General features: G+C 55.4%; 26 protein-coding genes and 1 pseudogene. 14 read left to right on the top strand and 13 right to left on the bottom strand.

Annotated elements, in window-relative coordinates; all coding sequences use genetic code 11:
• Positions 1 to 248: 248 nt before the first annotated feature.
• From BUB55_RS06215 to BUB55_RS14570, 3 genes and pseudogenes are all read left to right on the top strand, one after another.
• Positions 249 to 1367: a hypothetical protein gene (locus BUB55_RS06215; protein ID WP_143152941.1), complete on the top strand. Its 1119-nt coding sequence runs from the start codon at positions 249 to 251 to the stop codon at positions 1365 to 1367.
• A 141-nt stretch (positions 1368 to 1508) separates the two neighbouring features.
• Positions 1509 to 1610: pseudogene (locus tag BUB55_RS14745) on the top strand (hypothetical protein); the annotation flags it as partial.
• Positions 1611 to 1722: 112 nt separating this feature from the next.
• Complete coding sequence (locus BUB55_RS14570) at positions 1723 to 2376, top strand: preprotein translocase subunit SecA (RefSeq protein ID WP_143152942.1); 654 nt, start codon at positions 1723 to 1725, stop codon at positions 2374 to 2376.
• Between the two features lie 86 nt (positions 2377 to 2462).
• Here BUB55_RS14570 and BUB55_RS14465 read toward each other — a convergent pair whose 3' ends face one another.
• Entirely contained in the window at positions 2463 to 3134 is a 672-nt protein-coding gene (locus tag BUB55_RS14465; RefSeq protein ID WP_200778519.1) for a hypothetical protein, read from the bottom strand.
• A gap of 248 nt (positions 3135 to 3382) precedes the next feature.
• Between BUB55_RS14465 and BUB55_RS06235 the strand changes: the two genes are divergently transcribed.
• Positions 3383 to 5020 (top strand): fumarate hydratase, encoded by a 1638-nt coding sequence (locus BUB55_RS06235; RefSeq protein WP_073189179.1) that lies wholly within the window; start codon positions 3383 to 3385, stop codon positions 5018 to 5020.
• Positions 5021 to 5023: 3 nt separating this feature from the next.
• On the opposite strand, the gene BUB55_RS06240 is transcribed toward BUB55_RS06235, so the two are convergent.
• A complete protein-coding gene (locus BUB55_RS06240; RefSeq protein ID WP_073189181.1) occupies positions 5024 to 5575 on the bottom strand; it encodes a pseudouridine synthase in 552 nt (183 codons plus the stop codon).
• Positions 5576 to 5621: 46 nt separating this feature from the next.
• On the opposite strand from BUB55_RS06240, the gene BUB55_RS06245 reads away from it, so the two are divergent.
• Positions 5622 to 6377, top strand: coding sequence for an acyl-[acyl-carrier-protein] thioesterase (locus BUB55_RS06245; protein ID WP_073189183.1), 756 nt, complete (start codon positions 5622 to 5624; stop codon positions 6375 to 6377).
• Position 6378: 1 nt separating this feature from the next.
• Here BUB55_RS06245 and BUB55_RS06250 read toward each other — a convergent pair whose 3' ends face one another.
• Positions 6379 to 6930 (bottom strand): carbohydrate-binding family 9-like protein, encoded by a 552-nt coding sequence (locus tag BUB55_RS06250; RefSeq protein ID WP_073189185.1) that lies wholly within the window; start codon positions 6928 to 6930, stop codon positions 6379 to 6381.
• A gap of 211 nt (positions 6931 to 7141) precedes the next feature.
• On the opposite strand from BUB55_RS06250, the gene BUB55_RS06255 reads away from it, so the two are divergent.
• A complete protein-coding gene (locus tag BUB55_RS06255) occupies positions 7142 to 7480 on the top strand; it encodes a SpoVG family protein (RefSeq protein WP_083596909.1) in 339 nt (112 codons plus the stop codon).
• 10 nt (positions 7481 to 7490) lie between these two features.
• On the top strand, positions 7491 to 9014 hold the full coding sequence (locus tag BUB55_RS06260; protein ID WP_073189187.1) for a YifB family Mg chelatase-like AAA ATPase: 1524 nt from the start codon (positions 7491 to 7493) through the stop codon (positions 9012 to 9014).
• Between the two features lie 28 nt (positions 9015 to 9042).
• Here the strand turns inward: BUB55_RS06260 and BUB55_RS06265 are convergent, their stop codons facing one another.
• Both BUB55_RS06265 and BUB55_RS06270 read right to left on the bottom strand, forming a co-directional pair.
• Positions 9043 to 9408 carry a dihydroneopterin aldolase gene (locus BUB55_RS06265; protein ID WP_234971826.1) on the bottom strand — a complete coding sequence of 122 codons (366 nt, stop codon included), beginning with the start codon at positions 9406 to 9408 and terminating at the stop codon, positions 9043 to 9045.
• On the bottom strand, positions 9402 to 10463 hold the full coding sequence (locus BUB55_RS06270; RefSeq protein ID WP_073189270.1) for a hypothetical protein: 1062 nt from the start codon (positions 10461 to 10463) through the stop codon (positions 9402 to 9404). The genes BUB55_RS06265 and BUB55_RS06270 overlap by 7 nt, the downstream gene beginning before the upstream one ends.
• A gap of 196 nt (positions 10464 to 10659) precedes the next feature.
• Here BUB55_RS06270 and pgk point away from each other — a divergent pair, with 196 nt between their 5' ends.
• The 6 genes from pgk (at position 10660) to BUB55_RS06300 (ending at position 15858) form a co-directional block, all read left to right on the top strand.
• Positions 10660 to 11916, top strand: a complete 1257-nt coding sequence (pgk, locus tag BUB55_RS06275; RefSeq protein ID WP_073189189.1) for a phosphoglycerate kinase — start codon at positions 10660 to 10662, stop codon at positions 11914 to 11916.
• 96 nt (positions 11917 to 12012) lie between these two features.
• A complete protein-coding gene (locus tag BUB55_RS06280; protein ID WP_073189191.1) occupies positions 12013 to 12366 on the top strand; it encodes a hypothetical protein in 354 nt (117 codons plus the stop codon).
• 23 nt (positions 12367 to 12389) lie between these two features.
• Positions 12390 to 12947: a hypothetical protein gene (locus BUB55_RS06285; protein ID WP_073189193.1), complete on the top strand. Its 558-nt coding sequence runs from the start codon at positions 12390 to 12392 to the stop codon at positions 12945 to 12947.
• A 49-nt stretch (positions 12948 to 12996) separates the two neighbouring features.
• Positions 12997 to 14232, top strand: a complete 1236-nt coding sequence (locus BUB55_RS06290) for a hypothetical protein (RefSeq protein WP_073189194.1) — start codon at positions 12997 to 12999, stop codon at positions 14230 to 14232.
• 37 nt (positions 14233 to 14269) lie between these two features.
• Positions 14270 to 14884, top strand: a complete 615-nt coding sequence (hisH, locus tag BUB55_RS06295) for an imidazole glycerol phosphate synthase subunit HisH (RefSeq protein WP_073189196.1) — start codon at positions 14270 to 14272, stop codon at positions 14882 to 14884.
• Positions 14885 to 14985: 101 nt separating this feature from the next.
• Complete coding sequence (locus BUB55_RS06300; RefSeq protein ID WP_073189198.1) at positions 14986 to 15858, top strand: DUF3078 domain-containing protein; 873 nt, start codon at positions 14986 to 14988, stop codon at positions 15856 to 15858.
• 291 nt (positions 15859 to 16149) lie between these two features.
• Here BUB55_RS06300 and BUB55_RS06305 read toward each other — a convergent pair whose 3' ends face one another.
• Positions 16150 to 16767 (bottom strand): hypothetical protein, encoded by a 618-nt coding sequence (locus BUB55_RS06305; RefSeq protein ID WP_143152943.1) that lies wholly within the window; start codon positions 16765 to 16767, stop codon positions 16150 to 16152.
• Between the two features lie 162 nt (positions 16768 to 16929).
• Here BUB55_RS06305 and BUB55_RS06310 point away from each other — a divergent pair, with 162 nt between their 5' ends.
• Positions 16930 to 19650 (top strand): fibro-slime domain-containing protein, encoded by a 2721-nt coding sequence (locus tag BUB55_RS06310; RefSeq protein ID WP_083596910.1) that lies wholly within the window; start codon positions 16930 to 16932, stop codon positions 19648 to 19650.
• A gap of 51 nt (positions 19651 to 19701) precedes the next feature.
• On the opposite strand, the gene BUB55_RS06315 is transcribed toward BUB55_RS06310, so the two are convergent.
• From BUB55_RS06315 to rplS, 7 genes are read right to left on the bottom strand one after another with little or no spacing between them, the layout of a single operon-like run.
• The gene (locus BUB55_RS06315) at positions 19702 to 21006 is read right to left on the bottom strand and encodes a MiaB/RimO family radical SAM methylthiotransferase (protein WP_073189204.1); all 1305 of its coding nucleotides are present in this window, start codon (positions 21004 to 21006) and stop codon (positions 19702 to 19704) included.
• The gene (locus BUB55_RS06320; protein WP_073189206.1) at positions 21003 to 22328 is read right to left on the bottom strand and encodes a SpoIID/LytB domain-containing protein; all 1326 of its coding nucleotides are present in this window, start codon (positions 22326 to 22328) and stop codon (positions 21003 to 21005) included. The genes BUB55_RS06315 and BUB55_RS06320 overlap by 4 nt, the downstream gene beginning before the upstream one ends.
• A 52-nt stretch (positions 22329 to 22380) precedes the next feature.
• Entirely contained in the window at positions 22381 to 22920 is a 540-nt protein-coding gene (gene def, locus BUB55_RS06325; RefSeq protein ID WP_073189208.1) for a peptide deformylase, read from the bottom strand.
• Positions 22921 to 22937: 17 nt separating this feature from the next.
• Entirely contained in the window at positions 22938 to 23306 is a 369-nt protein-coding gene (yajC, locus tag BUB55_RS06330; protein WP_083596911.1) for a preprotein translocase subunit YajC, read from the bottom strand.
• Between the two features lie 54 nt (positions 23307 to 23360).
• Complete coding sequence (locus BUB55_RS06335; protein WP_073189210.1) at positions 23361 to 24302, bottom strand: Crp/Fnr family transcriptional regulator; 942 nt, start codon at positions 24300 to 24302, stop codon at positions 23361 to 23363.
• The gene (locus tag BUB55_RS06340; RefSeq protein ID WP_083596912.1) at positions 24302 to 25216 is read right to left on the bottom strand and encodes a cyclic nucleotide-binding domain-containing protein; all 915 of its coding nucleotides are present in this window, start codon (positions 25214 to 25216) and stop codon (positions 24302 to 24304) included. The genes BUB55_RS06335 and BUB55_RS06340 overlap by 1 nt, the downstream gene beginning before the upstream one ends.
• A 26-nt stretch (positions 25217 to 25242) precedes the next feature.
• A complete protein-coding gene (gene rplS, locus BUB55_RS06345) occupies positions 25243 to 25590 on the bottom strand; it encodes a 50S ribosomal protein L19 (RefSeq protein WP_073189214.1) in 348 nt (115 codons plus the stop codon).
• Between the last annotated feature and the right edge of the window lie 3 nt (positions 25591 to 25593).

The raw sequence follows: 25593 nt of genomic DNA on the forward strand, positions 1-25593 counted from the left end.
TTGTTCTTGATCGGCGGCAAAGGCGCATGACACAAAAAAGGCGAAAAGCAATAAAACAAAAGCCGGCATGAAGCCTCCTTTTCATAACATTGATCCCAATCACATTATGAAAATAGGCTTTTTAGCTGCTTTTGTCAAAAACGAAAGAAAAAAAAACGGACTAATACGGACTAAAAACGACTCTTTTTTTTATATTCATTCCTATGAGAGTGTTTAAAAAAAGTTTTTTGTTAAAAAGTGCTGTTTTAATGGGGTTTTGTACCGGTTTTTATGCCTGTGGGTCGGACTCCCCTTCGGAGTCTTCTCCGGGTGATTCCCCGATTGCAGAACAGCCGGTCAGTTCCGCAGACGTCCTTGTAGAGGGATCTTCGGAGTCTATTCCGTCATCGGCCGAACCAGGAACAAATGCGTCGTCCGCCACTGGAGATGTCGGCAAGTCCTCTGCATTGACGCCTAAAAGCTCCTCGTCCACTCAAAAACCCGCAGTTTCGTCGTCTTCCAAAAAGACTGAAACCGTGAGTTCCGAGGAAATTTTGAACGAACCCACCAATTTGGTTAATGGAAAATGCGGCCCGCAAAGTCCGATTGTCGAGCGCGACAGCATGGCCTCATGGGTTTTCACGCGTTCCTCGGGCGACGTATTTGACCAAATCTTGGCTCCATTCGTGTGGACGTTTGATGACGGCAAGTCGTTGCAAGGAAACGGGTTAAGCACTGTGAATCTACGTTATTCTAAATCGGGAGTCGTAACAGCGCAGCTTTCTGTAGATGGCAACGCCATTACCTGTAGTCCGCTGCAAGTCCAGGGCGAGCCGATTACTATTTCGTCTTGCAAGGCCGACAAGGCTGCCGCCAAGCCGGGTGATGTTATTACCTGGAATGTGGTCGCAGAGTCCAAATCTCCAATTATTTCGTATGATTGGTCCACTGATTTTGAAGGAGTCTCCATTACAGGTACTGGAGCCTCCGCTTCACTTACGGCGACTAGTGCCATGCATAAGAAAAAGGTGGCTTCAAAAGTCGTCGTGACCAATGAAGATAAAACAGTGCAAACTTACGCATGTGAAGGAGTCGGTGTAGTTGATCCGGACCAAGTCGATATTGTTTTATCCAAATCGGCTTCCGATTCTTCCAAGGCATTCCCGACAGCGCAAACAGTTGTAGTTCAATACCCCTCTGATGCCGTGAATTGCCAAATGATTTGCGGTGCCCAGTCTGATGGAGTTCTTCTGGATATAGACGGCGAAGAATACACGATAGATTATTCCTTGAACATTAGCCCGAAGGGTTGCAAAGATGGTGCTGCCGCCGGCACAAAAATGTCGGTGACCGCTTCTATGCGGGTGCTGTGCTATGTCGCGTACTAGCGGCGCTGCATGAGTAAAATCCGTTACGCTGATTTGAAAAAAGCCCGGCTGCGGTCGGGCTTTTTTGTTTTTTTCGAAAGCAAAAAAGATGTAAATTTTTGGTTGCAATTTATGAAAACGTAAGAAAAAAAATTTTTGTTCTTGAACGGACAGCAATATGTAATCGAAGAAGGCAAGGTCGTTATTGTGGACGAGTCTACGGGTCGTAAAATGCCCATGCGTTCGTGGAATGGCGGCTTGCATCAAATGATAGAGATTAAGGAGGGGCTCGAGGTGTCTGGGCTCAAGGAAACCGAAGCCCGCATGAGTTTCCAGCGGTTCTTCCGCCTGTACAGGAATTATATACGGAGCCCCTGTGGTGTGCATTCCCAACCATCGCAAGTGCTTGCGCAAGGTCGGCGTGCTCAAGGCGTATTCCACCAAGAAGGCAAAACGGGACGCCATTGTCCGCGAAGTCGTCCGTTACCACAAAATGGGGCGCCCAGTGCTGATTGGAACCAAGAATATTGACGAGAGTGAAATTCTTGGGGAACGTATAACGGAGCTTGGTCTCAGCTGTCGGATCATTAACGCCGTGCGCAGTGAAGAGGAGGCCGCCATTATTGCCGAGGCGGGCAAATTGGATGCTGTCACGGTGGCGACGAATATGGCTGGCCGCGGGACCGATATTAAGATTGATGAAAAAGTGCGAAAGTTGGGTGGGTTGCATGTTATAGCCACCGAGTGCAACCCTTCATCCAGAATAGACCGTCAGCTCTTTGGGCGCGCGGCGCGCCAAGGGGACCCTGGCAGCGCGAGCCATTACGCCTGCTTTGAAGACGATGTGCTCAAACGCAATTTGCCACCTACGTTGATGCCTATGTTGCGGCACTTGGGCGTACTTTCGACGTTGGTTGTAAAATGGGCTCAGTTTATCGCCGGTCGAAAAGCGTACCAGAGTCGCCTTGCGGTTATGCGAACCGACAATTGGCTCGAAGAATCGCTTGGCTTTAGCTCCGGCGATATTTGATTTGCTTGGACCTAAGTTTGTTTCAATGCAAAAAAAGACCCGGCCTTGCGGTCGGGTCTTTAAACTTGTTCGGCGCTAGCCTAGAATCAGTCCCCAGTGAAGATGATCACGAGAACGGAGGCCACGAAAGCGGCAGACACGATCAGGAATTCCCACGGGTTTTCCATGATGGTGGAGCTGGCGGTTGCACCCTGGGATTCGCCTTCGGCCTTGGCGGTCTCGGCGGCTTCAGCCTTGGCAGCTTCTTCGGCGGCCTTCTTGTCAGCTTCGGCCTTGGCGAGGGCGGCGCTGTCTACCGGGGCTTCTTCCTTCTTTTCGAGGACTTCGGCGGCGGCAGCGGTGTCGGCCTTGGCGGTGTCAGCAGCGGCGGCTACCGGGGCAGCGGAGTCGGCCGGGGCGGCAGCGGCTTCAGCGGGCTTGGCGGAGTCGGCCGGTGCAGCAGCGGCTTCGGCAGGAGCGGCAGCCGGGGCGGCTTCTTCAGCCTTCTTGGCGGTGTCGGCCGGGGCGGCAGCAGGAGCAGCAGCGGCTTCGGCAGGAGCGGCGGCAGGAGCAGCAGCCGGAGCGGCGGCAGGAGCAGCAGCCGGGGCAGCGGCAGGAGCAGCGGCAGGAGCAGCAGCCGGAGCAGCGGCAGGGGCGGCAGCCGGAGCGGCTTCGGTCTTGGCCGGGGCAGCCTTGGCGGCAGGTGCGGCCTTAGCAGCCGGAGCGGCGAAGGCAACAGCAGCGGCAACGACTGTTGCCATTAAAATCTTCTTCATCATAGTACATTCCTCTTTGATGGTTTGTTAAAAATCACCTTAAAGATAACACTTCGGGGGGCGGTTCGGTTAAAAAAATTTAAAAAAAGTGAAAAAAAAGCCCTTGATTCTAAAAAAAATGCCTTAAATCGCTTTTTTTGGGCGCATCGTCATAAAAAATTTTTTTGATATGCTGTTCTTTGATAAAAAACAGGGTGTGGTTCTTTTTTATATCTTTCCCCCTGTAACGACAAACCAAAAAGGCAAATGTTATGGCATTCAAATACGAAGCGACCGTTCAGCACGGCGAAGACAAAACTGAATATGTGAACCTCGGCAAGGAAGGCGTTTCCGTCGCCGAGTTCGAAGGCAAGAAGATTCTCAAGGTCGAGAAGGCTGCCCTCACGAAAATCGCCCAGGCGGCTTTCGAAGAGGTGGAATTCTGCCTGCGCCCGGCCCACACGGCCAAGGTCGCAAAGATTTTGCAGGACCCGGAAGCTTCGGACAACGACAAGTTTGTCGCCCTCACCATGCTCAAGAACGCCTGCGTTGCCGCCAAGGGCATCCTCCCGTTCTGCCAGGACACCGGTACGGCAATCTGCGTTGCCCACAAGGGCCAGCAGGTGTGGACGGGCTTCGACGACGCCGAAGCGATTTCCGAAGGTATCTACAACGCCTACACCACCAAGAACCTGCGCTACAGCCAGATTGCACCGCTCACGATGTACGAAGAAAAGAACACCGGTTGCAACCTGCCTGCCCAGATCGACATCCACGCCGAAGAAGGCGCCGAGATGAAGTTCCTCTTTGTGGCGAAGGGCGGTGGCTCTGCCAACAAGACTTACTACTGGCCCATGACCAAGGCGCTCCTCAACCCGAAGTCCTTGGAAAAGTTCCTCGCCGAAAAGGTGAAGACCTTGGGTACTGCGGCATGCCCTCCGTACCACCTCGCGATTGTGATTGGCGGAACCTCTGCCGAAATGAACACGCACATGGTGAAGCTCGCTAGCTGCGGCTATCTCGACGATATTCCGACCAGCGGTTCCGAAGGCGGCCGTATTTTCCGCGACCTCGAAATGGAAGAAAAGGTTCTGCACATTTGCCAGAAGACGGGCATTGGCGCCCAGTTCGGCGGCAAGTACCTGGTGCACGACGTGCGCGTGATTCGCGCTCCGCGCCACGCTGCAAGTTGCCCGGTTTCTATCGGCGTGAGCTGCTCTGCCGACCGCAACATCAAGGCAAAGATTGACGAGAACGGTCTCTGGCTCGAAAAGATGGAACACCATCCGGAAAACTACATTCCGGCAGGCAACGCCGTGAACCTCGCTCCGGCAGTTGAAATCGACCTTGACCGCCCGATGAAGGAAGTGCTCGCCGACCTCACCAAGTATCCGGTGAAGACCCGCCTCAGCCTCAAGGGCACGATGATTGTGGCCCGCGACATGGCTCACGCGAAGATTGCCGAAATCTTCGACAAGCAGGAACGCGGCGAAGAACTCACCGACGAAGAAAAGACCGTGCTCAAGGTCGTGTCTGACCACCCGATTTACTACGCCGGCCCGGCCAAGACTCCGGCTGGCATGCCGACGGGTAGCTTCGGCCCGACGACGGCTAACCGCATGGACCCGTACGTGATGCGCTTCCAGAGCAAGGGTGCCTCGATGATCATGGTTGCGAAGGGCAACCGCAGCCAGGACGTGACCGACGCCTGCAAGAAGTACGGCGGATTCTTCCTCGGCTCCATCGGCGGTCCGGCAGCCATCCTCGCCGAACAGAACATCCTTTCGAACGACATCGTGGCTTTCCCGGAACTCGGCATGGAAGCCATCCGCAAGATCACCATCAAGGACTTCCCCGCCTTCATCCTCGTGGATGACAAAGGCAATAACTTCTTCGAAGGCCTAATCTAGTAATTAAATTACTTTATCAGTAACAATTTTCCATTCCCCTGGTTGCAAGTCACCCAGGGGAATTTTTCCTATCTGCACTCGAATTAGGCGCAGCGTCGGGAAACCCACTGCTGCCGTCATGTGGCGGACCTGTCGGTTTTTACCCTCGATGAGGGTGAGGCGTACCCAGCTGGTGGGAATGTTCGCGCGGAAGCGGACGGGCGGAACCCTTTCCCAAATCCAGTCTGGGGCTTCAACAATTTCTGTTTTGCAGGGCTTAGTGTGATAGCCTTTGATGTCTACACCTTTAGCGAGCTTGCGAACGGCCTCTTCGGTAATTTGTCCATCTACCTGTGCCAAGTAAGTACGCGGGTGTTCAAACTTGGGATCGAGCAATTTCTTGATGAGTTTCCCGTTGTCTGTAAGCAGCAAGGCGCCTTCGCTGTCATGGTCCAAACGGCCTGCCGCGTATACGCCCGCAGGGAAGCCGAAGCTGTCGAGCGCCGGGTGTCCCGATTCGGGCGTAAACTGGCTCAGTACGCCAAACGGCTTGTTGAAGAGAATGACGGTAGACATGGAATTTCCTTGTTCTTAATAGTAAAAAAAATTATAGATTAAAAACATGATAGACATTTACGAATTATCAAAGAATCCTTTAGTATTCCAGAAACCACGTACCATCACGTCGGCGTACATTGACGTTTCGGGCAAGATGGGCATCGCCCAGACGGTGCTCATGGTTCAGGACAACTTTACCGAGAATTTTGGCGCCATCAAGCAAGACAACTTTTTTGTGAAGGAGAAGGGCGGCTACTGGGCCATTTCAAAGGCGAAGTTCAAGTTCTTTGAACGTCCGTACTGGAGCGAGAAGGTGGTGACGACCTCCTTCCCGGCGAATAACTCGCTTATCCGTACCGACGAGAATACGGCAATCACCACGCCCGAGGGCGAGCCCATCATCTTGGCGGTGCAGGAGGCTTGCTGCCTTGACCTGGAACGCCACCGCCCCATGAAACTCAGTGCGGTGGACTTCCCGACGGAGGGGTTCCCCGAGGCGTTCATGGACGGCAAGTTCACCAAGTTCGACGTGCCGCCCGAAGGCTATGCCGAGGTTTACCGCCAGCGCGTGCTCCCGCAGCACATCGACATGTCGCACCACATGAACAACATCGAATACATCAAGCTCGCGTTGAACGTGTTTAGCGCCAGCGATTTGGAAGTGTGCCTGCCGTCGATGCTCGAGGTGCATTTCCTTGGCGAGACCCGCGAAGGCCAGGAAGTCACCATCTTCCGTGCCGACAACAAGGGCGCGACTTACATGAAGATCGAGGACGACACGGGCCGCGTCGTTTTCGAGATGAAAATCAAGATGAAGTAGCCTAAATCAGGATATCGAAGAATTCAGGCCGGTGAAAATCCGGCTTTTCTGTTTCTATCGTGAAGGCGCTCAGGTAGTGGGGCGTCTTTGTTTTGTCGCCGCACTTGTAGAGATTCCCTCGGATTTGTACACCCTCGAACGAGTTCATCCCGAACAAACTTGCGGGGATGGAAAGTTTCATCCCCCAACTGATAAAGTCTCCGACGACGCTGGCGAGCTGTTTTTCCCGTACGACCCTCGAAAGGTCGGTGGTCTCCAACAGGGTGCGGTTCTCGCGCCCGGTACCCCGTGCCGCCAACAAAAATCCCCGGCTGGTCACCTCGAAGTTGAAGTACTCGGCGGGGTTCGTGGGGTTTTGCAAAAACACCTCGACGCAGGAGTCTTCCCAGCTGCGGCCGGAGTCTTCCATGACCTCGGCGCGGAAGCAGTCCAGCGGCTCCTCGACGGTAAAGGACACTTCAAAAAAGTCGTTGTTGACGGAGGTCTCCGCCAAGACGGTGGGGAGCGCGATTCCCTGGTTCTTTTCCCAGTTCATGTTCGGTTTTAAAAGCATAGCCCTAATATAAAAGAATATGTGTCCGTTAAAAAAGTGCCCGAACACTTGTGGACACTTTTTAGACAGCAAGCAATGGGGACAAAACTGCAGAATTTGTTTAAAATAGGCGTTTCCGCTTTTGGCACGGCTTTTGCAAATACAAAGTGCCGAAGGTTACAGAGCCAATGTTTGGACTCGCCTGGGTAATAACAATAATATAGGAGGCCTTATGGCTGAAACGAATGCAACAGAAACTAAAGTTGAACCCGAAAAGGCGAAGTCTTCCGCCTTTGATTGCCTTGCCGTGACGCAGGTCAGCGTGTGGCCTTTCAAGGAGGGCCCGAACCTGGGGCACATGAAGGGCATTGCCCAGATTGTGCTGAACGACCAGATGGTCATTCGCGGGCTCCGCGTGATGGACGGCCAGAACGGTTTGTTTGTGGGCTACCCGAACGACCCGTTCTACAAGGGCGAAGATTTCCGCAGTCTTTGTAACCCGATTACGCGCCAGCTGAAGGAACACATCGAGAACTGCGTGCTCGAGAAGTTCCAGGCGGCGGTCGCCTAGCGGGTCCACCTTGTTCAAGCGAATCCGTTCTTACTGTTTGTTCGGCATCAAGGCTGTGCCTGTGAGTGTTGAGGTGGATGCAGCCCAGGGCCTGCCCGGGTTCACCTTGGTAGGCCTCCCCGATAGTGCCGTGAGGGAGTCCCGCGAGCGAGTCGTCTCGGCCATACGCTCGGTGGGGAAGGTGGTGACGGGTTTCCGTACGACGGTGAACCTTTCGCCCGCGGATTTGCGCAAGGAGGGGAGTGCTTTGGACCTTCCACTGGCTGTTGGGTTGCTGGTCGCGACAGGTGAGGTTTCCTTTCCTCACCTGGACCGGTATGTCTTTGTTGGCGAACTCTCGTTGGACGGCTTGATGAAGCCTGTGCGAGGGGTGCTGTCCATGGCGATGAGCTTGCTCAAGGACGGGAGCGTCTTGGTGATTCCGCGAGAGAATTGCCAGGAGGCTTCGCTGGTGGAAGGTCTCCGTTTTATTTGTGCCGATACTTTGAAGGAGTGCGTCGAAGTTTTGGAAAGCGGCGGGGATTCTGCCATCCAGGTGGCGTCGGGAATCAAGCGTGATTCAGCGGCTGCGGTATACGACGTCCCCGATTTTAAGAACGTCATTGGGATGGAAGGCGTAAAAAGAGCTTTAGAAGTGGCGGCTGCCGGCGCCCACAACTTCCTCCTCGTTGGCTCCCCGGGCGCTGGCAAGACGCTCTGCGCGCGCTGCCTGCCGGGGATCCTCCCCGACATGACGGACGAGGAAATCTTGGAGACGACGCGTATCCATTCGTGCGCGAGGCGGGCGGGCGATTCTGCCGTATTTCGCCCCGTGTTGGTTCGCCCGTTCCGGTCGCCGCACCATTCTGCGTCCATGGTGTCGCTGGTGGGCGGCGGCTCTCGCCTCGCTCCCGGCGAGGCGAGTCTCGCGCACAACGGCGTGCTGTTCCTGGACGAGCTCCCTGAGTTCAACCGGTGCGTGCTCGAGGCGTTGCGCGAACCCATGGAGGACGGCTCCGTTTCGGTGAGCCGTGCGAGCGGGACTGTGGTGTGGCCGGCGCGCTTTATGATGGGTGCCGCCATGAACCCTTGCCCCTGCGGTTTTGCGATGGACCCCAAGCGGGTCTGCACCTGCTTGCCCGACGCCCGCAAGCGCTACCGCGAAAAAATATCGGGGCCGCTCCTTGACCGCATCGACATCCAGGTGAGCGTGCCCCCGGTCGACGCCAGCCTGTTTGTGGGCCGCAAGGAGAACGAGTCCTCGGCGGCCATCCGCAAGCGGGTGTGCGCCGCGCGCGAACTCCAGCGCCGTCGTTTTGCGGACCTGCCCTTCAAGTCGAATGCCGAGATGACGTCGGAGTGGGCGCGCAAGGCTGCCGCCATGGATGCTCCCACGGAACGGTTTGCTGTATCCGCTGCCGATAAAATGAACCTGAGCGCCCGCGGCTATTACCGCCTGCTCAAGGTGGCAAGGACCGTCGCCGACTTGCGGAATGCCGTTAACGTCGAAATAACGGACCTCTCCGAGGCTATCCGTTACAGGACGTATTCTTGATGGGTGAGAGCGTTACGCCCCGGCTACGTTACCGTTTAATACGGATGGAAGATTCAGCCCCGGCGCAGTTGGGTATTGCCTGGGGCTTGCGCACCGTGACCTCGGCCATGAGCGCCTTGGGGTAGTTGTTTAGAATGTGCTTTGCTGTCTCGAAAACGAGAGTCTCTTCGAGCTGGAACTGCGAGTGGCGGATGAACCCCTGGAGGTCCTCCGCTAACTGGGCATAGTCTATGGAGTGGGCCAGGTCCTCGTTACGGGCGGCCTGTGCAAAATCCAACCAGAGGGCGACGTTCAAAACAATCGGCTGTTCCTTTTCCCTTTCGTAGGGGAGGGTGCCGATGATGCAGTTGAACTGCAGGTCCTTGATGCAGATTTTGCCGGCTTCGATTACCATACAAAGAGGACGATGGCGGCGGTCAGGGTCACACCCGTCACGCCGAACCAAATGTTACGCGCCGTGGCGTGGGAATCCTGGGTCTTTTTGTTGGTGTCCATGCGCTTTTCGAGGGTCTTCAACGAGTAGTTGGAACCGCCGGTCAGGTTGTAGTAGCTCATGGCAGCTACGCAGGAACTGACTGATTCTGGGGCGTTGTCGGAACAGGCTTGAAGAATTTTGCCGTAAAGCTGGTCGTGGACATCGTCGAGTTCGTCGTAGGCGTCGCCGGCCTTGTTGGCTTCCATGTGTTCGAGAATGCCGAGCACGGCGCTGGTAGCGGCGATGGCAGAGAGGGCGACTGCGCTCCAGAAGCGGACTTCGTCGGCGATACCGAAACGGTCGGTAGCGTTTTCGCTGGCGTCATAAGCGGCGTCGTCGGCGGAGTTGTCGCGTTCGTCGGCTTCGGCATTCGTCTTGTCGAGGTTGCCTGCGACATCATAATCTTCGTCTTCTTCTTCGTCTTCGCAGTCCGGATCGTACTCGTCGCATTCTTCCTCGGCGGCGGGGGCGGCTGCGGCAACGGGGGCGGCCTCTTCGGCAACCGGGGCGTCGCCCTTCAGTTCAACGGCGTCGCCCGCGACAAATGCGATGGCGCTGGATTGATTTGGGATATAGACGGACTTGCCGTCAAAGTACACTTTTTCGAAGTCCTCGCCGGCGTCCATGCCGCGGCGCTTGTAAAGCTTTGCCTTGACGATGTCGTCATAGGAGGCTCCGTCGGGAACGGAGAGGGCGGTCATGGAGCTGAGGTCGCCTGCGCCACCCTGGTATAGCTGGTAGGCTGTTTCGGATTCACCGAACGGGTCCTCGAATTTTTGACGCACAACCAGGCGTCCCTCTTGCAGGGAGGAGACTTCGTTTACCGGAGCGACCTTGAGTTCGCCGCCGAATTCGGCAGTAATGTATTCGTCGGGGGTGCCGACGTCCTGTGCGGTAAATTCGTCAATATCATAGGGGCCAGCAAAGGCTGCGGCCGCGGAGAGGCAGATTGCCATAAAAATGCTACGATTCATCATATTACTCCAAAAGGACTAATTTTCTAGGAAATATATAAAAAAAAAGCCAAATGTTTAAAAAAATAAGGATTTTGAGTGTTTTCATCGCCTGTTTTTGATGAAGGTCAACCATAATTACATATTTAAGGTGTTTTTCTTGTAAAAATTTCTACTTTTTAGCCCGTAAATTTTAACCCTAAAAGAGGAATCCATAATGGCAAAGCTCTCTATCGAAGATCTCGAACTCGCCGGCAAGCGCGTGTTCATCCGTGTTGACTTCAACGTTCCGCAGGACAAGGTGACTGGCGAAATCACCAACACCAAGCGTATCGAAGCCGCCCTCCCGACCATCCAGTACGCTCTCGATCACGGTGCAGCAGTCGTGCTCGCTTCCCACCTCGGCCGTCCGAATGGCGAAAAGAACATGAAGTACACGCTCGCTCCGGTTGCCAAGAAGCTCGAAGAACTCATCAAGAAGCCGGTGAAGTTCCTCTCCGACTGCGTGGGTCCGGAAGTCGAAGCCGCCTGCGCCGCTATCAAGCCGGGTGAAATCATCCTCCTCGAAAACCTCCGCTTCCACATCGAAGAAGAAGGCAAGCGCAAGATCAAGAACGCCGATGGCACCGAAACCAAGGAAAAGGCCGACAAGGAAGCCGTCAAGGCCTTCCGTGCAAGCCTCACCAAGCTCGCTGACGTTTATGTGAACGACGCTTTCGGTACCGCTCACCGCGACCACTCCTCCATGACTGGTGTTGAACTTCCGCAGCGTGCCGCCGGTTTCCTCATGAACAAGGAACTCAAGGCATTCGACCAGGTGCTCAACAATCCTCCGCGTCCGTTCCTCGCCATCCTCGGCGGTGCCAAGGTCGCCGACAAGATCCAGCTCATCAACAACCTCCTCGACAAGGCCGACAAGATCATCATCGGCGGTGGCATGGCTTTCACCTTCAAGAAGGTTTTGAACAACATCGAAATCGGTTCTTCTCTGTTTGACGAAGAAGGCGCCAAGCTCGTTCCGGATCTGATGGCCAAGGCCAAGGCTGCCGGCAAGGAAATCATCCTCCCGGTCGACTACATCGCTGCCGACAAGTTCGCTGCCGACGCTGCCACGAAGGCTGTCTCTGACGCCGAAGGCATTCCGGCTGGCTGGATGGGCCTCGATGTGGGCGCTGAATCCACCAAGCTCTTCGTGAACGCTATCAAGTCCGCCAAGACCATCGTCTGGAACGGCCCTGCAGGCGTGTTCGAATTCGAAGCCTTCGAAAAGGCTACCAAGGCTATGGCCGACGCTATCGTCGAAGCTACCGCTGCCGGCGCAATCACCGTGATCGGTGGTGGCGATACCGCTACGGCTGCCAAGAAGTACGGTGCCGACAAGAAGGTGACCCACACCTCTACGGGTGGTGGCGCTTCCCTCGAACTTCTTGAGGGAAAAACCTTGCCTGGTGTAGCAGTGCTTACTGACAAGTAATTCAAAAACAAATTTTGAATTTTATAAAGACTCTGCATTTTCGCAGGGTCTTTTTTTTATATTGTGCGATTGAATCATCCATCCTTCGGAGGAAATATGTCCATCGCCGAGTTAGCAAAAACATTCCATGCAGACAAGCGCGGTAACTGCGCGATGTCGGTAGCTTATGGCTATGCGCGGGCTCACGGCAAGTCGGACGAGGAGTCGGTGGCTTATGCGGCGCCTTTCAAGGGGCTTTCGGGTGGCCGCGCTCCGGACGGACTTTGCGGGGCGCTTCACATGGCGAAGCTTTTGCAGCCGGACCATGCCGATGCCATTGAGCAGTTCTTCCGTGAAGGAGCCAAGGGCGTCGCCCGCTGCAAGGAAATCCGCCCGACGGCGGTTATCCCCTGCAACCGCTGCGTGGCTTTGGCGGGCGAGGCGCTCGACTTTTTGGAGCAGGACGCGTAGTTTTTTGCTAGATTTCAAAACAAATGAAACCGGTTGTTTTTTTATTTGCCCTTTTGACAACGCTCGCCTTTGCGCATGCCGCCGAGGCTGGCGCGGCCATGGTCCCCTTTGTTGTTCCCGATTCCTCTGCCGAACAGATTACGGTCCCTTTTGCTGCCCAGGCTTCTACAGCTTCGGCGGATTCTATGGTGACCGAACCTGCTGAACCTGCGATGGCGCCGGATTCGGCGGTGGTTCAACCGGCCGACCCCGACAGCCTCAAGTATTACGAGGTCGAGGCGTTCAAGTACCGCCAGGAACAAAAGCACAAGCACGCGGTCTCGAAAGTGCTTACCTGGGTCGCCGTGGGTGTGGGCGTTGCGGGAATGGGGACTCTCGCTGCCGGGTTCATGCTCGAGGACGAGGACCAGGGCAAAATTTGCCGCGGTGTTGGCGGCGGCATTCTTTTGGGTGCCCTTGTGACCATGGGCTTCTCGTTCGGTTTTGACCTCTCTGCCGAGGGCTTAAGGGTCAAGGCGCACTATTATGACCAAAAGCTGGCTGACTACAAGCGCCGTCACTCGGCTTTGAATCCAGAATAACTATCTTTGCCCCAGTGTTTGGATGTGCATGGCTAACAAAAGGAGACTTATGAAAAGCCGTCTTTGTGCGATTGCCTTATTTGCTGGGGTGAATTTGCTTTTGGGTTGCGGGGAAGATAGCTCCGCGACAAGTTCTAACGAAACCGCGCAAACAGGAACCCCAGCCGCCGCCGATACGGCGACGACCCCGGTCGATGTGGACGACCCGCAGCAGGTGCTGCAACCTTGTGATGTGGAAGGCCAGTTTATTTGGGAAGTGGCGGGCAAATCTTATTTTGAGTGCGAAAACGGCTTTTTTGCCCGCAAAGAGGTGCTCCCGCACACGCCGGGCTTTAACCCGTGCCAGTTCAACATGGGGGCCGCCTGGCAGGCCGCCCACGAAGAAGAGGAAACCTATGACGGCCTCGACTACATTGCAGTGTGGCTCGGCGACAATGACTGGTACAATGAGTTTGAAAAGCGCATGGTCGAGATGTGCGTGAAGGTGCATGCAACGCCCATGATTTACGCCTACGTGATTGCGGAGTTTGGCAAGGACAATGGTCTTGTGGACTGCGACATGATTGACGAGGAACACCCGAACAGCCTTTGCACCCACGGGGCGAACATCATCCGCGAGTTCTTCTTTGATTCCATTTTGACGCGTTATGCGACGTACGCCTCCGGTATGAGGGAACAACTGTCGGTTTTCCTGGACCAGAATCCCGATACCTACGAGACGATTTGGCTTATTGAGCCGGACTTTTACCAGTATTCCGAGACGGGGTCCAGGCAGCGCTCGCTTGCCGACTCCGGCAAGGCGCAGATTGGCGGTGGCATCCCCGATGCCGAGATGGGGCTTTACTTTGCGCAGATCGTGGGGACGATCAAGCAGTACTTGCCTGCCGCCAAGATTGCCATCGACATTTCGCCCTGGATTTCGGACTGGCCCGAAACGAGCCAGTCCGCTTGGTACTCCAACTTTGACATGAGCCTTGTGGACTACGCCAGCACCTCGGGCGGCGGGACCGCGGCGAACAATGCGAAAATTCGTGCGGGCAACAAGGCTACCTGGCAAGAGATTTATGCGGTCACGGGCAAGCCAATCCTTGCCGACGCCGGCTACGACAAGGGCGGTCAGGGCACCGGTCACTCCAAGATTTGGGACATGGTGGCGAACTTGAATGCCCGCATTGCCGATAACGTAGTTGGCGTGATGCAGATGGACGCCTCGCTCGACTACCCGGCGGTTGCCGATACCATCAGACCGCAACTCAAAGTGAACTACCCGTGGTGCGTGCAATAAAAAAAGCTATCTTTTACGCCGTAAAGTAGAGGTTCCTATGTCTATAACGGTCGTGGATTACAAAGCTGGCAACTTGACTTCGGTGATGAACGCGCTTAGGCACATTGGTGTGGACGCCAAGGTGAGCGACGACGCCGAGGAGATTGCCAAGGCCACTCGCCTGATATTCCCGGGTGTGGGTGCCGCCGCATCGGCCATGGAGACTCTTACCCGCACGGGCATCGGCGAAGCCATTAGGATGGTGGTCAAGGCGGGGAACCCGGTGCTTGGCATTTGCATTGGTTGCCAGATCATTTTGGAAGAGAGCGAAGAGGATGGAGGTGTCAAAACCCTCGGGCTTTTGCCTGGCAAGGCGGTCCGCTTCAAGGACGAGCCCGGCCTCAAGATCCCGCACATGGGCTGGAATCAGGTGAATTTCACTCGCGAGCACCCGATTATGAAGGGGATCCGCAGTGGCTGCGACTTCTATTATGTGCACTCGTATTTCCCGCAGGTCCCAGCGGAGTACAGTTTTGCCGAGACGACCTACGGCACACAGACTTTTTCGGGGCTCATTGGCAATGGCAACCTAGTGGCAAGCCAGTTCCACCAAGAAAAAAGTGGCGAAGTGGGTCTTGCCATGCTCAAAAACTTCTGCGAATGGAAGGTGTAGCCGCCCAGGGGGACTTCACTTGGCCCGGAAAAATGATTATATTAGGTTTTAACTAACACTCGGCCTACTGGTGTTGACCACGGCCATAACAAAGGAATAATATGAAACTCAAAAAAGTTCTCATGGCTTGTGCTGCCGCTTGTGCTTTTGCCGCTCCTGCTATGGCAGAAGGAGGCATGTTCGAGGGCGCTCTTCCCGAAAACTGGACTGCCGACGTGGTTGCCGCTGTCAAGTACAACTACTACAACTTCCACAACTGGCAGCAAGACGGTACGTCGAACTCCATGTGGCTCGTGACCTACCATGCCGACGTTCAGGGCAAGTGGAAAATCGCCAACTGGCGTAACCTCGTCGACATCGAGCTCGGTCAAACGTGGACCGAGGGCTTTGGCACCCGCAAGTCCGCCGACAAGCTCTTCTGGGAGTCCATGCTCGACTTCAACATGACCGAACAGGTCAAACCCTACATTGGCAACCGCTTTGAAACCCAGATAATGAAGGGTTACGCTTATAGCGAAGACGAAAACGGCGACGAAGTCAAGACGGCTATTTCTAGCTTTATGGATCCGGCTTACGAAACGCAGGTTGCCGGTATCGCCTACATCCCGAACGACAACTTCTCCCAGCGTATCGGTTTTGCAAACCGTATGACCATTTCTAATGGCTACGGCTTTGCCGACGACCCGGATACCGAGAAGTTCGAAAAGTTCAAGGACGAACCGGGTTTGGAATCCATCACCGAAGTCAAGTACGCATTCTCTGACGTTGTCAACTTCCACAGCCGCTTGTGGGCGTTTGTGAATTTCGAAGGTACCGACGAAATCGACGGCAAGTGGGAGAACCTCCTCTCGGTGCAGCTGATGCCCTTCATTGAGCTCCAGGTTGGCTTCGACATGGCCTACGACAAGGATTTGGACGAGGATGCCCAGTACAAGAACATGGTGCTCTTTGGTCTGACCTGGCGCTGGTTCTAATGAGACCGCTCGTTCGACGTCTCTGGCGTAGAACCTTCGGATACTCACTCGCTCTCGTCTCCATCGCCGATTAATATCGGCGATTACGGCTCACGGGGATACCGCTCGTTCGACGTCTCTGGCGTAGAACCTTCGGATACTCACTCGCTCTCGTCTCCATCGCCGATTAATATCGGCGATTACGGCTCACGGGGAGACCGCTCGCGTCTTTACGTCGATAAACAATTTAGTCCCTGCCTTCGGGCGGGGATTTTTTTGTATGCGGTCGTACCGGACGTGCTAGTTTGTCTGTTATCGGTCGATGCTGAGAAGGTCTTCCAACCAGGCGTCGCGCTGCTTGCGGAGCTTTTCGAGGGCGTCGTCCTCGGCGCCGCTCTCGTTGCATGCCTTGGCGAGTTCGCGGTAGCTTTCGAGAAGCTTGTTTGCTTTGGGGTAGGCGGGAGTAAGCGCGGTCAGCGCCTCTTCGATGGCCTTGTCGGAGTAGAGCCTCGAGATGCCCTCCAGGGAGCGCTCCACGTAGGTCCGTTGGTCCCCGTTTTTAAAGGCGGTCTCGGCCTCGGCGAATTCCATGGGCTTTAGCTGGTCAATGTAGGCGCAAGCCTGCACGTAGAGGGCGTCGCATTCCACGTAGTTCGCCATCGTCTTGGCCAGGTCCAGTTGTTTTTTGATGAACGGGCGGTACCCGTCGGCGTCAAAGGGGAGGCCCTGCCCGTCGCAGAATTCCTTGAGATTTTGCAGGTTCAGCTCCGCAGGGCTGTTCAGCAGGCACTCCTTGAGTACCGCCATTTTGTCTTTGGCGGGGAGCCTTTGGAACGATTCCGTTTTGGCGCTGTTTGCCTTGATGTGGAGCCAAAACACCCTCAAAAGAATCAGGGCTATGGCGATAGTGAACAATAGTGACCAATTCATGGTTCAAATTTACCCAAAACTTCATGTTTTATGTCACGGAAAACGCGCAAAACCCCTTTTTACATAGTTTTTTCAAAAAAATAAGAACTTAAAATGCCGATTTTGGTTTATATTTAAGGGGTATATTTGGATCCTATATAATATAGGTGGAGATTGGATTATATGAAAATCGAAAAGACTCTATTGATGGCCGGATTGGCTTTCGGTGTAACGAATGTTTTTGCTAAGTCCACTGTGGATTGTACAAGTCCGCAAGACAAGGGAAAACAGTGTGCCGAACTGGACATCGTGGTCCGCGACTTCCAGGTGATTCACCCTGACTTTGAAAACTTTTACGAAGAAGCTTCGGTAAACCTCAACGCTTCTTGGACGTCGCCGGGCTATAGGGACGACACAACCTGGATGCAGAAGCGTGCCGACGCCGCATGGGGCTGCGCCAACGCCGACCCCGGTAATGGTCGCGACAACTCCGCTTTGGGTATTTACATTGGTACGGACGCTTACCCGATTGCCATGAACCCGGGTATCCCGTCGCAGTTGCCCACTTACCTGCAGACCAAGCTTTCTGCGACCGGCCAAAAGGCCTTTTATGGTGAGTTCGACTGCGGGGGCAAAAAGCAGAGAGGCTACGAACACGAAATGACCTCTTGCAGCAAGGACTGGTCGAAGCCGGTGCTCGTGACCCCGGGCATGGTCAACCAGTACTTGACTTTTAAACCCGAACTTGGCGACGACATGATGTACGAGCCGGTCATTAGCCGTGCCCGTATGGCGTGCGACAACCAGTACTTTGACCAGTGGTACGCCGACTACGATGCCGCGGGCAACAGCCTCCAGCAGTCCAACATCAATACGCGTATGAACACGGTTCTCCAGTTGCCGTTGGTCGCTGGCACCAAGAACACCTTTGAAATCGACTACAACTGGAACAACGGTGGTTACTTCCCGCTCGATGTCGTCGATGCCAACAACAACTGGGTGGCCCAGTTTACCGGCGGCCAGTGCGCCTTTAGCACCCCCTGCCAGTTCGGTCCGCAGTCCCTCTCCATTTTCTGCCCGCCGTATCAGTACCTGTGGGCGGGCTCTCAAAAAGACTACATGGGTACCTCCACGGCTCAGCTGTGCTCCGATTGGAAGGCCAATGGCGGTCCTAAGACCCCGATGGCAGCCTCTATTGCTGCGGGTGCAAACGGAACTGTTGGTTCCCGCCATCTCCGCAACTACAACTTCACCATGATGGGCTATGCCAAGTTCAAGTACAACAAGGGCGGCAAGGAAGTCTTTGAATTTACCGGTGACGACGACATGTGGATCTTTGTGGACGGCGTCCTTGTGGTGGACCTGGGTGGTACGCACTTGGCTGCTTCGGGTAAGGCCGACATGGACTACCTTTCGTCTTGGTCCCACGGATGCCTGCCGGGTCAGCCTCTTGCCGACCAGACGGGTGAAAACCAGAACTGCGACCGTGACCCCGCCGATGGCCAGTGGAAGAACGGCTCTTGGCACCATTTGCACTTCTTCTACGCAGACCGCCAGACCGATGGTTCTAACATGAAGATTCACTCGACGCTTTCGGAGCTTGCCAAGTCCCGTTATGGCCAGCCGGCTGTGGGCGAAGCCGTGGTGAAGGTGGATGATGACGGTAAGGTGACGAACAGCATATTCTTGAACACTACCTTGAATCCTACAACTGTTGAAGCGCTCCGTAATTCTGCTGCTACTCAAACTCCTGCGATGGTCATTGTCCGCGAAGTGACTGACCCCAACACGGGCAAAAAAACTCAAGTGGTCTATGGCTATATTCCCTCGACCTTTAGCGATGGTGTCGACAAGGGTGCCGATGGTGTTCTTTACCAGTTCGATGGCCAGCTGGTCGCCATGAATGCCGACGGCTCCTACACCCCAGTGGATGGCGGTTTGTTGGGCGGTGACTTGATTGCCTTTAACGTGGCTGGTACCACCGAAGGCCTGGATGAGTCCAACGATGACGGCGCCATTCCGACTGAAGTCTGGAATCAGTTGATGGCTTGGAGTAGCAAGATGACTTACAACGTCACTTCTTCGACCGGTAAAGCTGTGGAAGGCTTCGACCCGCTCGAAGACTGGGCTAGCATTGAGTATACGGCTGTTGCCGTTGTGGAACTTATTCCCGATGGTCCGGGCATTTCCCGTCCCGATTTCTCAGAACAGTCTGAAAAGTTGACGAATGCTGCTGGCAGTGACGGCCTTAAGGAAGACCAGACTGCTGACTTGGTCCTGGTCTCGATTCCGGCAGTTCCTGGTCAGAACCCGTTGACCTGGGCTGTGGACAATGCCGATGAAATGATGAAGTCCGGTCAGAACGGTGGCTTGCCGACGTCGGTCAAGACGAAGGCTGGTGAAGTTCCTGTGACAGCAAGCAATGTGGCTGGTTTGAACGCTGGCTCGGGGACTACATTGTGCTACAACGACGGTGCCGGCAAGAAGGGCAGCGCCAGCAGCGAAAGCTGCACGAGCTTCTCCTTTGCTACGTCTCAGCCGTTCCGCGTGAATATCCGCGTGTTCGACCATTTGGGCAATTTCGTGAACCAGTTCAACAAGTCTGTGACCGACGAAGACTTCTCAAAGGCTTTGGGAACGGGTGTTAAGGTTGCTGGTTGCGATGATGCTCACCCGCTTTATGGTGGTACGGGCGCCATGCTTGCCAACATCAAGGTGTACCCTGTTTCCCAGGATGGCCGCCAGTTGGCAACTGGTCCGTACATTTACCAGGTCACTGTCGTGATGGAAAAGTACGAGTACTGCTACATGGCTAAAGGCACCTCTCCGACCATCATGAACATGCCGTTCATGCGTTCGACCGAGACTTATCGCCGCGGTTACCGTCGCGCCAAGGCAAAGTAATCCTAGAATTGAAGAATTTAAAAAAGGGCTGCGCAAGCGGCCCTTTTTTTATTAGAGTGCAGAGGCGGTGAGCGCGAAGGGCTCGGCGCCCTCAATGCGGACTTGCAGCCTTTGACCCGCGGGGAATTCGCCCGCGAGGGCAACGGGACGGTAGGCGGTGTTCCGGGCGATGGTGGTGCCAGGCCGGTGGCCGCACTTTTCGGTGACTACGGTACACTGGCTACCGACCCACTTTCGATTGTTTTCGAGGGCAATTTGCTGGAAGGCTTCGAACAGCCGTGCAGAACGCTCGTGCTTGAGCGCATCGGGGATTTGCCCGTCGAGTTTTGCGGCGGGTGTTCCCGGACGCGCGACAAAGCGGGTGATGTTGCAGACGGTCGGGCGCGTTTCTTTGAGCAATTGCAAAGTTTCTTCGAAGTCCTCGGGGGTCTCGCCGGGGTGGCCCACAATGAGGTCGGTGCTGAGCGTGAACAGCGGGAACCGCTTGGCAAAGGATTCCGCCAGTTGCCGGTAGTCGGCAACGCTGTGCCTCCGGTTCATGAGTTTTAGAACGCGGTCGCTCCCGCTTTGCACGGGCAGGTGGATGAACTGGTACACCCGTTCGTCGGTAAAGCAGTCAAGGAGCGCTTCTTGGTAGCCCAAAACGTGCCGCGGGTTCCCCATGCCGAGCCGCAGTTTGTAATTGCCTGGGACGTGCACCAAAATGTTTTGCACGAGCTCGGCGAGGTTGGTGCCGAAGTCGAATCCGTAGCAGGCGCAGTCCTGCCCGCTGAGCTGGATTTCGAGGCAACCGTCGCCAACGAGCTTTTGAACCTGCTCCACGATGGCGCCAGCTTCAAAACTTTTGAGCTTGCCTTTGACAAGGTGCGTGCTGCAAAAGGCGCAGGCATCCAGGCAGCCTTCCTCGATGTTCACGATGCCCACGTACGGCGATTCGCGCAGCACGCGCGCGGGTCGCGGTCCCGTGGAGAGCACTTTTGCAGGTTGCCGCAATTCAATTTCGTGCAGGCTTGTGAACTGGATGCCGCTCCAAACGCGGGTCGCCTCGGCTACAAAGTCCTTGGGGGCGCAGCCCGTGATGTAGACGGCGGCCTGTGGAAAACTTTCGTGGACGGAACGTAAGAGTTTGATGGCGCCCGCGTTCCCCTTGACCGTACACACGTTCAAGTAAAAGGTCGTTTTAGACAGGGGGCGTAAACCGGAAGGAGCCTCCATAGCCCTGTCCGGTATTTCAAAGAGGATCTCGGCATTGGGGTGTTGCGCCTGCAAAGCCCTCGCGATTTTTTCGCCGTCACCAAAGTTCGCGGCACAGCCCTGGCTCAAAACGTAGATTTGCTGGGGGGTGGCGCCGTTCATTTTTCAAAGCGCTCCAGCGTGATTCCCGGGTAGTAGTGCGTGAGGATCTCGGCGAAGTTCTGGCCTGCGGCGGCACGGGCGCGCACGCCCATTTGGCAGAGCCCGACGCCGTGACCGAAGCCTTTGCCGCGAATGATCCAACCGCCTTCGTCGTGGCCAATGCGGAAAAAACTGGAGGGGAGGATGCTGCCGTTCTTTTTGAACAGCCAGCGGACCTTGTCGCCTACGACTTGGTACGTTCCTTTGTCTGTAGTGACTTCGAGGGTCAATATGCGACCGCTCTTGAGCGTATCCAAGATGGAGATGCTTTGGACTTCGTTAAAGTTTGTGATGGAGGCCTTGGTTTCCTTGGCGTTTTGCTTGAACAGGCTCGCGGTTTCTTTGTCGCTGAATTTGCGTTCCCAGTTGGTGTAGCTGGACTCGTTGCACCAGGGGGTACCATCGGGGCGGAGGTCCGGTTTGCTTTGCAGGTAGGGGAGGTCGTCACGGCCCCAGGTGGCGAGAGTCTCGGTTTCGCCTCCGCAGGTGGAGTGGTAGTAGGCGATAATGAATTCGCCACCGTAGGTCATCACGATGCCCGCGGTCTCTTTGACTGCCTTGTCGGTGAGCGGGGTTGCGCTGTGGAGTCCTTTGTAGACCTGGTCCTTGGTGTCGGCATAAATGTCGAACCCCACGGATTCGCGGCTGCCAAAGTGCTTGTAGGCGTAGGTGCGCGCGGCTATGGCCTGCGCCTCGAGGGCGCTAAAGCGGCTGCTGTCGAGCTTGCCGATTTCGTAGGGGATGACGCCGCGCAGGTATTGCTCTACCGGGACAATGTTGATGGCGGTGAGGACGTTGCCCTTGGCGAGAATCTTGAAGTCGCCCGGGAAGCAGGAGGTGTTCAGTGTCTTTTTGTCGGGGGCGATGTTCGTGCAACGCCCGCTTTGCTTGAACTGGTAGCTGCTCTCGGTTTTGGGCTTGTCTTTGCCCTTTGAAACCTTGAGCTTGCTGGCGCTTGCACTAATGTGGATTTCGTTGCCGTCAAGCTTCACAAAGAGTTCCTTGACGTCGGTGTAGACTCCCACGCGTACCGGGCGGTTCAGGGCGGACGGTATTTTTTTTGCGACGATTTCGGCTGGGCGTGCCGCTTGGATGGAGCCTTGCCTTGTGCTGGGGGCGTCCGAGACGCTCGAGGCTTCTATTGGCGCAAAGTTCACCGGGGCAGCGGGTTCTTCGGTTTGGGCGCTGCTGGAGGACGGGATCGTGTCTACGGGCTGGACGCTCTCGATTTCGTCGGGCAACTCAAAATCGTCGGCAGCGCACAGTGCCGTTGACGAAATCATTGCGATTGAAACTATGCTCCGGAGCGTAAACACCCAAGACTCCGGCTAAGAGCTATTTCTTCTTCAGCTTGGCCTGCGTTTCCTTGGCCATTTTGCGAAGTTTGGACTGGTTCAGGGTCCGGTCCGCCGTCGAAATCTTGTCGACAAACAGGTCCCCGTTCAGGTGGTCCGTTTCGTGCTGGATGCAGCGGGCAAAGAGCCCTTCGCAGTTATGGATTTCTTGCGGCTCGCCGTTGATGTCGAAGAATCGCACGCACACCTTGTCGGGGCGCACCACGTTGCAGAAAATGTCCGGAAGCGACAGGCAGCCTTCGTCGTAGTCGGTGGGCTTGGCGTCCTCTTCGGGTTCCCACTCCGGGTTGAACATGATGTATGGCTTTGGATCCTCTTCGCCGGGGATTGCGGTGTCGATCACCACAAGGCGGATGTTTTTGCCGATTTGCGGGGCGGCGAGACCGCAGCCCGGAGCGTCGTACATGGTCTCGAGCATGTCTTGCGCGAGCTGACGGAGCTCGGGGGTAATCTCGGTGATGGGCTCGCACTTTTTGCGGAGCACCGGGTCGCCGTAAATACGGATGGGGAGAATCGCCATGGTCTACCTTGTACCGATTACTTCTTTTCTTCGGGTTTGGCTTCGACGTTCAGCACGCGGAGGATGGCGGACTTGTCGAATTCAATGAGCGTGGTGGAGGCGGTACGAACGGTGACGTTGTTGGTGCCTTCTTCGAGGTTCGTCACGACGCCCACGATGCCTGCGGTGGTCATGACGCGGTCACCCTTCTTGAGGGCCTTGCGCATGGCGTCCATCTGCTTCATCTCTTTGTTCTTGGGGCGAATAAAGAAGAGCCACATCACAACAAAGAGGAGGATGAGCGGCATAAAGCTGGCGAGGGCGCTGGGCTGTTCGGCCTGCGCGGCGTCCTGGGCAAAAACGGAGGCTGCGGTGGCAAGGGTAACGAGGAGGGTCTTGATCTGCATAAATAACCTTTTGAATAAGGGTTGTGAATTTTCAAGCAATAAAATAGAAAATTGCTACACCAGTTTTTTATCGAGGAGCGGGAAAATGCGGTTGAGTTCCAGCAGGTCGAGAATTTTGTCGAAGTCGGCATAGAAAAAGTCGATGTTCTCGAGCGGGGCGTGGATGTCGAACGTGCTAGACGGCTGCAACAGGCCGCGCTGCACCAGCGGGGCGAGCGTCCTTGTGGTGAGCGTGAATCCGTGCATGGATTTTTTTGCTTCGTCCTTGAGGTTCGCGGTAGTGATGGTGCAGAGCCCGTTGTGGAGCGGGGTTTTGCTTTCGCGGGCGAGCGTCACGAATGTGCTGAGGACCATTTGGTCGGTAATCGAAAGGATGTTCGGGGAGATTTTTTGGTATAGGGCGCGGTAGCGGAGCGTTTCGTACAGTAGCGGGATAATCTGCAGGCTCTCGGCGCGGACAACTTTTTGGGACGCCAGTTCCTGGACCTTGAGGAGCCCTAGTTCCTCGAGGGATTGCAAAAGCTTGTCGGTGTCCTCGTTGCTGGTGCTGTTGATGGATTGTACGCGTTCGTAAAGCAGCGGGAGCGGGATGCTGTCGGCGCCCGTTTCGCCGAGGTGGGCGGCAAACACATAGAGCAGGGAGGGCAGCGCCTGGATTAGGTCCCCCTTCTTTTTGTTCTCTTGGGCAATGTGGTTACGGCTCGTGAGGAACGAGAGAATGGAACGGAGCCAGCTTGGCTTTTTATCGAGCGTCGCCTGCAGCGTCGATTGCTCTATGGCGAGAACTTCGCTGTTTTCGGCGGCGCGGAGCGTGAGCTCGCTGGGGGCGCTCTCGAGCAGGCTGAATTCGCCGATGATGCTACCCGGCCCAAAGTTCTGGAGGGCGCCGCTCTCGCTTGCCTTGGAAGACCCGACCAACATGCCCGACTTTACAATGTAAAGGGTGCTCGCCTTGTCGCCTTCGAGGCAGAGGTATTCGCCTGCGGCAATATGCATTAGAGCACCCCCTTGATGTTGGTCTCAAAGCGGAGCGCCGCCAAGAAGTATTTTACTTTGTCTGTACTCGGGGTAAACAGGTTGTCGTTCTGGGGGGCGAACCAGCCCAAGTGCAATATCTTGATCCATTCGCCAACGTCAATCTTGAGGCCTTCACCTTCGAAAAAGGCAATCCAGCCAGGGGCGTCCTTCTTTTGCGTGTGGTCGATTGTCGAAATCTTGACCAGGAGTTTTTTTTGCAGAAGGCTCAGCTGGAACGGCGGCCAGGCCACATTTTGGTCTTGCGCCTTTTGGTAATCGGCAAAGAGGCGGAGCAGGAGCGCGTTGCTTATTTGCACTTCAGTTTTGCCGCCGGTACCGTGCACCACAATGAACTTGCGCCGCCCGAGTGCCTTGAGGTCCTCGAGAATGGCGGGTTCGGGAATCTTGGTCAGCCAGTGGAACTCGCGGACCAGTTCGCCTATGGAGTAGGGCTTTTTTTCGTTCAGATGGCTGCAGTATTCGGCGAGGCTTTTGAGGGTGTTCTCGCAGCGGGGCTTGTACAGGGCTTCTTTGAACTTGCGTGTTTTGGACGAAAGCGACTTGATGACGGCGAGGAGCCACACGGGGAGCGTCTTGAGTTCGGACTCCATGCATTCTTCGGTCACGACCGTGATGGTGGAGTCCTCTGTGGCTTCGATTGTGTACTTGAAGGGCTCGCGTTCCAAAAGGGCGGCCACCCCGACCAGGTCGCCGGGGTGCATTTTGAAAATCGTGTTCTTGATTCCGCCCAGCCGCTCGACGGCGGCGAGTTCTCCCTTGTCCAAAATGACGATGTTCCGCTTTTTGGAGTCAGGAGAGAATACAACAAAACCCGCCTTCACGTGAGACCGCGTGGGCGGGATAACTTTTTGGTGGGAATCCCCCGTAATCATCGGGAAATAACCCTCGTCGCCTTGAATTAGGCTTCGCGTTCTTCGATACGGGCAGCCTTACCGCGGAGTTCGCGCATGTAGTAAATGCGGGACTGACGGACCTTGCCACCCTTGTCGAGCACGATGGAGTCGATACGCGGGCTGTTGACCGGGAAGATACGTTCGACGGCGACGGAGCCAGACATCTTACGGACGGTAAGAGTCTTGGAAATGCCGGAGTTCTTCTGCTGAATCACGACACCCTTGAACGGCTGAATACGTTCCTTGGTGCCTTCAATGACCTTGACGTTAACGGTAACGGTGTCGCCAGCGCGGAATTCCGGAACGTTGGTCTTCACGTTTTCGTTATGGATTGCTTCGATGTTCAGGGACATAAT

This window comes from Fibrobacter sp. UWP2 (assembly GCF_900141705.1).
Taxonomy (GTDB): domain Bacteria; phylum Fibrobacterota; class Fibrobacteria; order Fibrobacterales; family Fibrobacteraceae; genus Fibrobacter.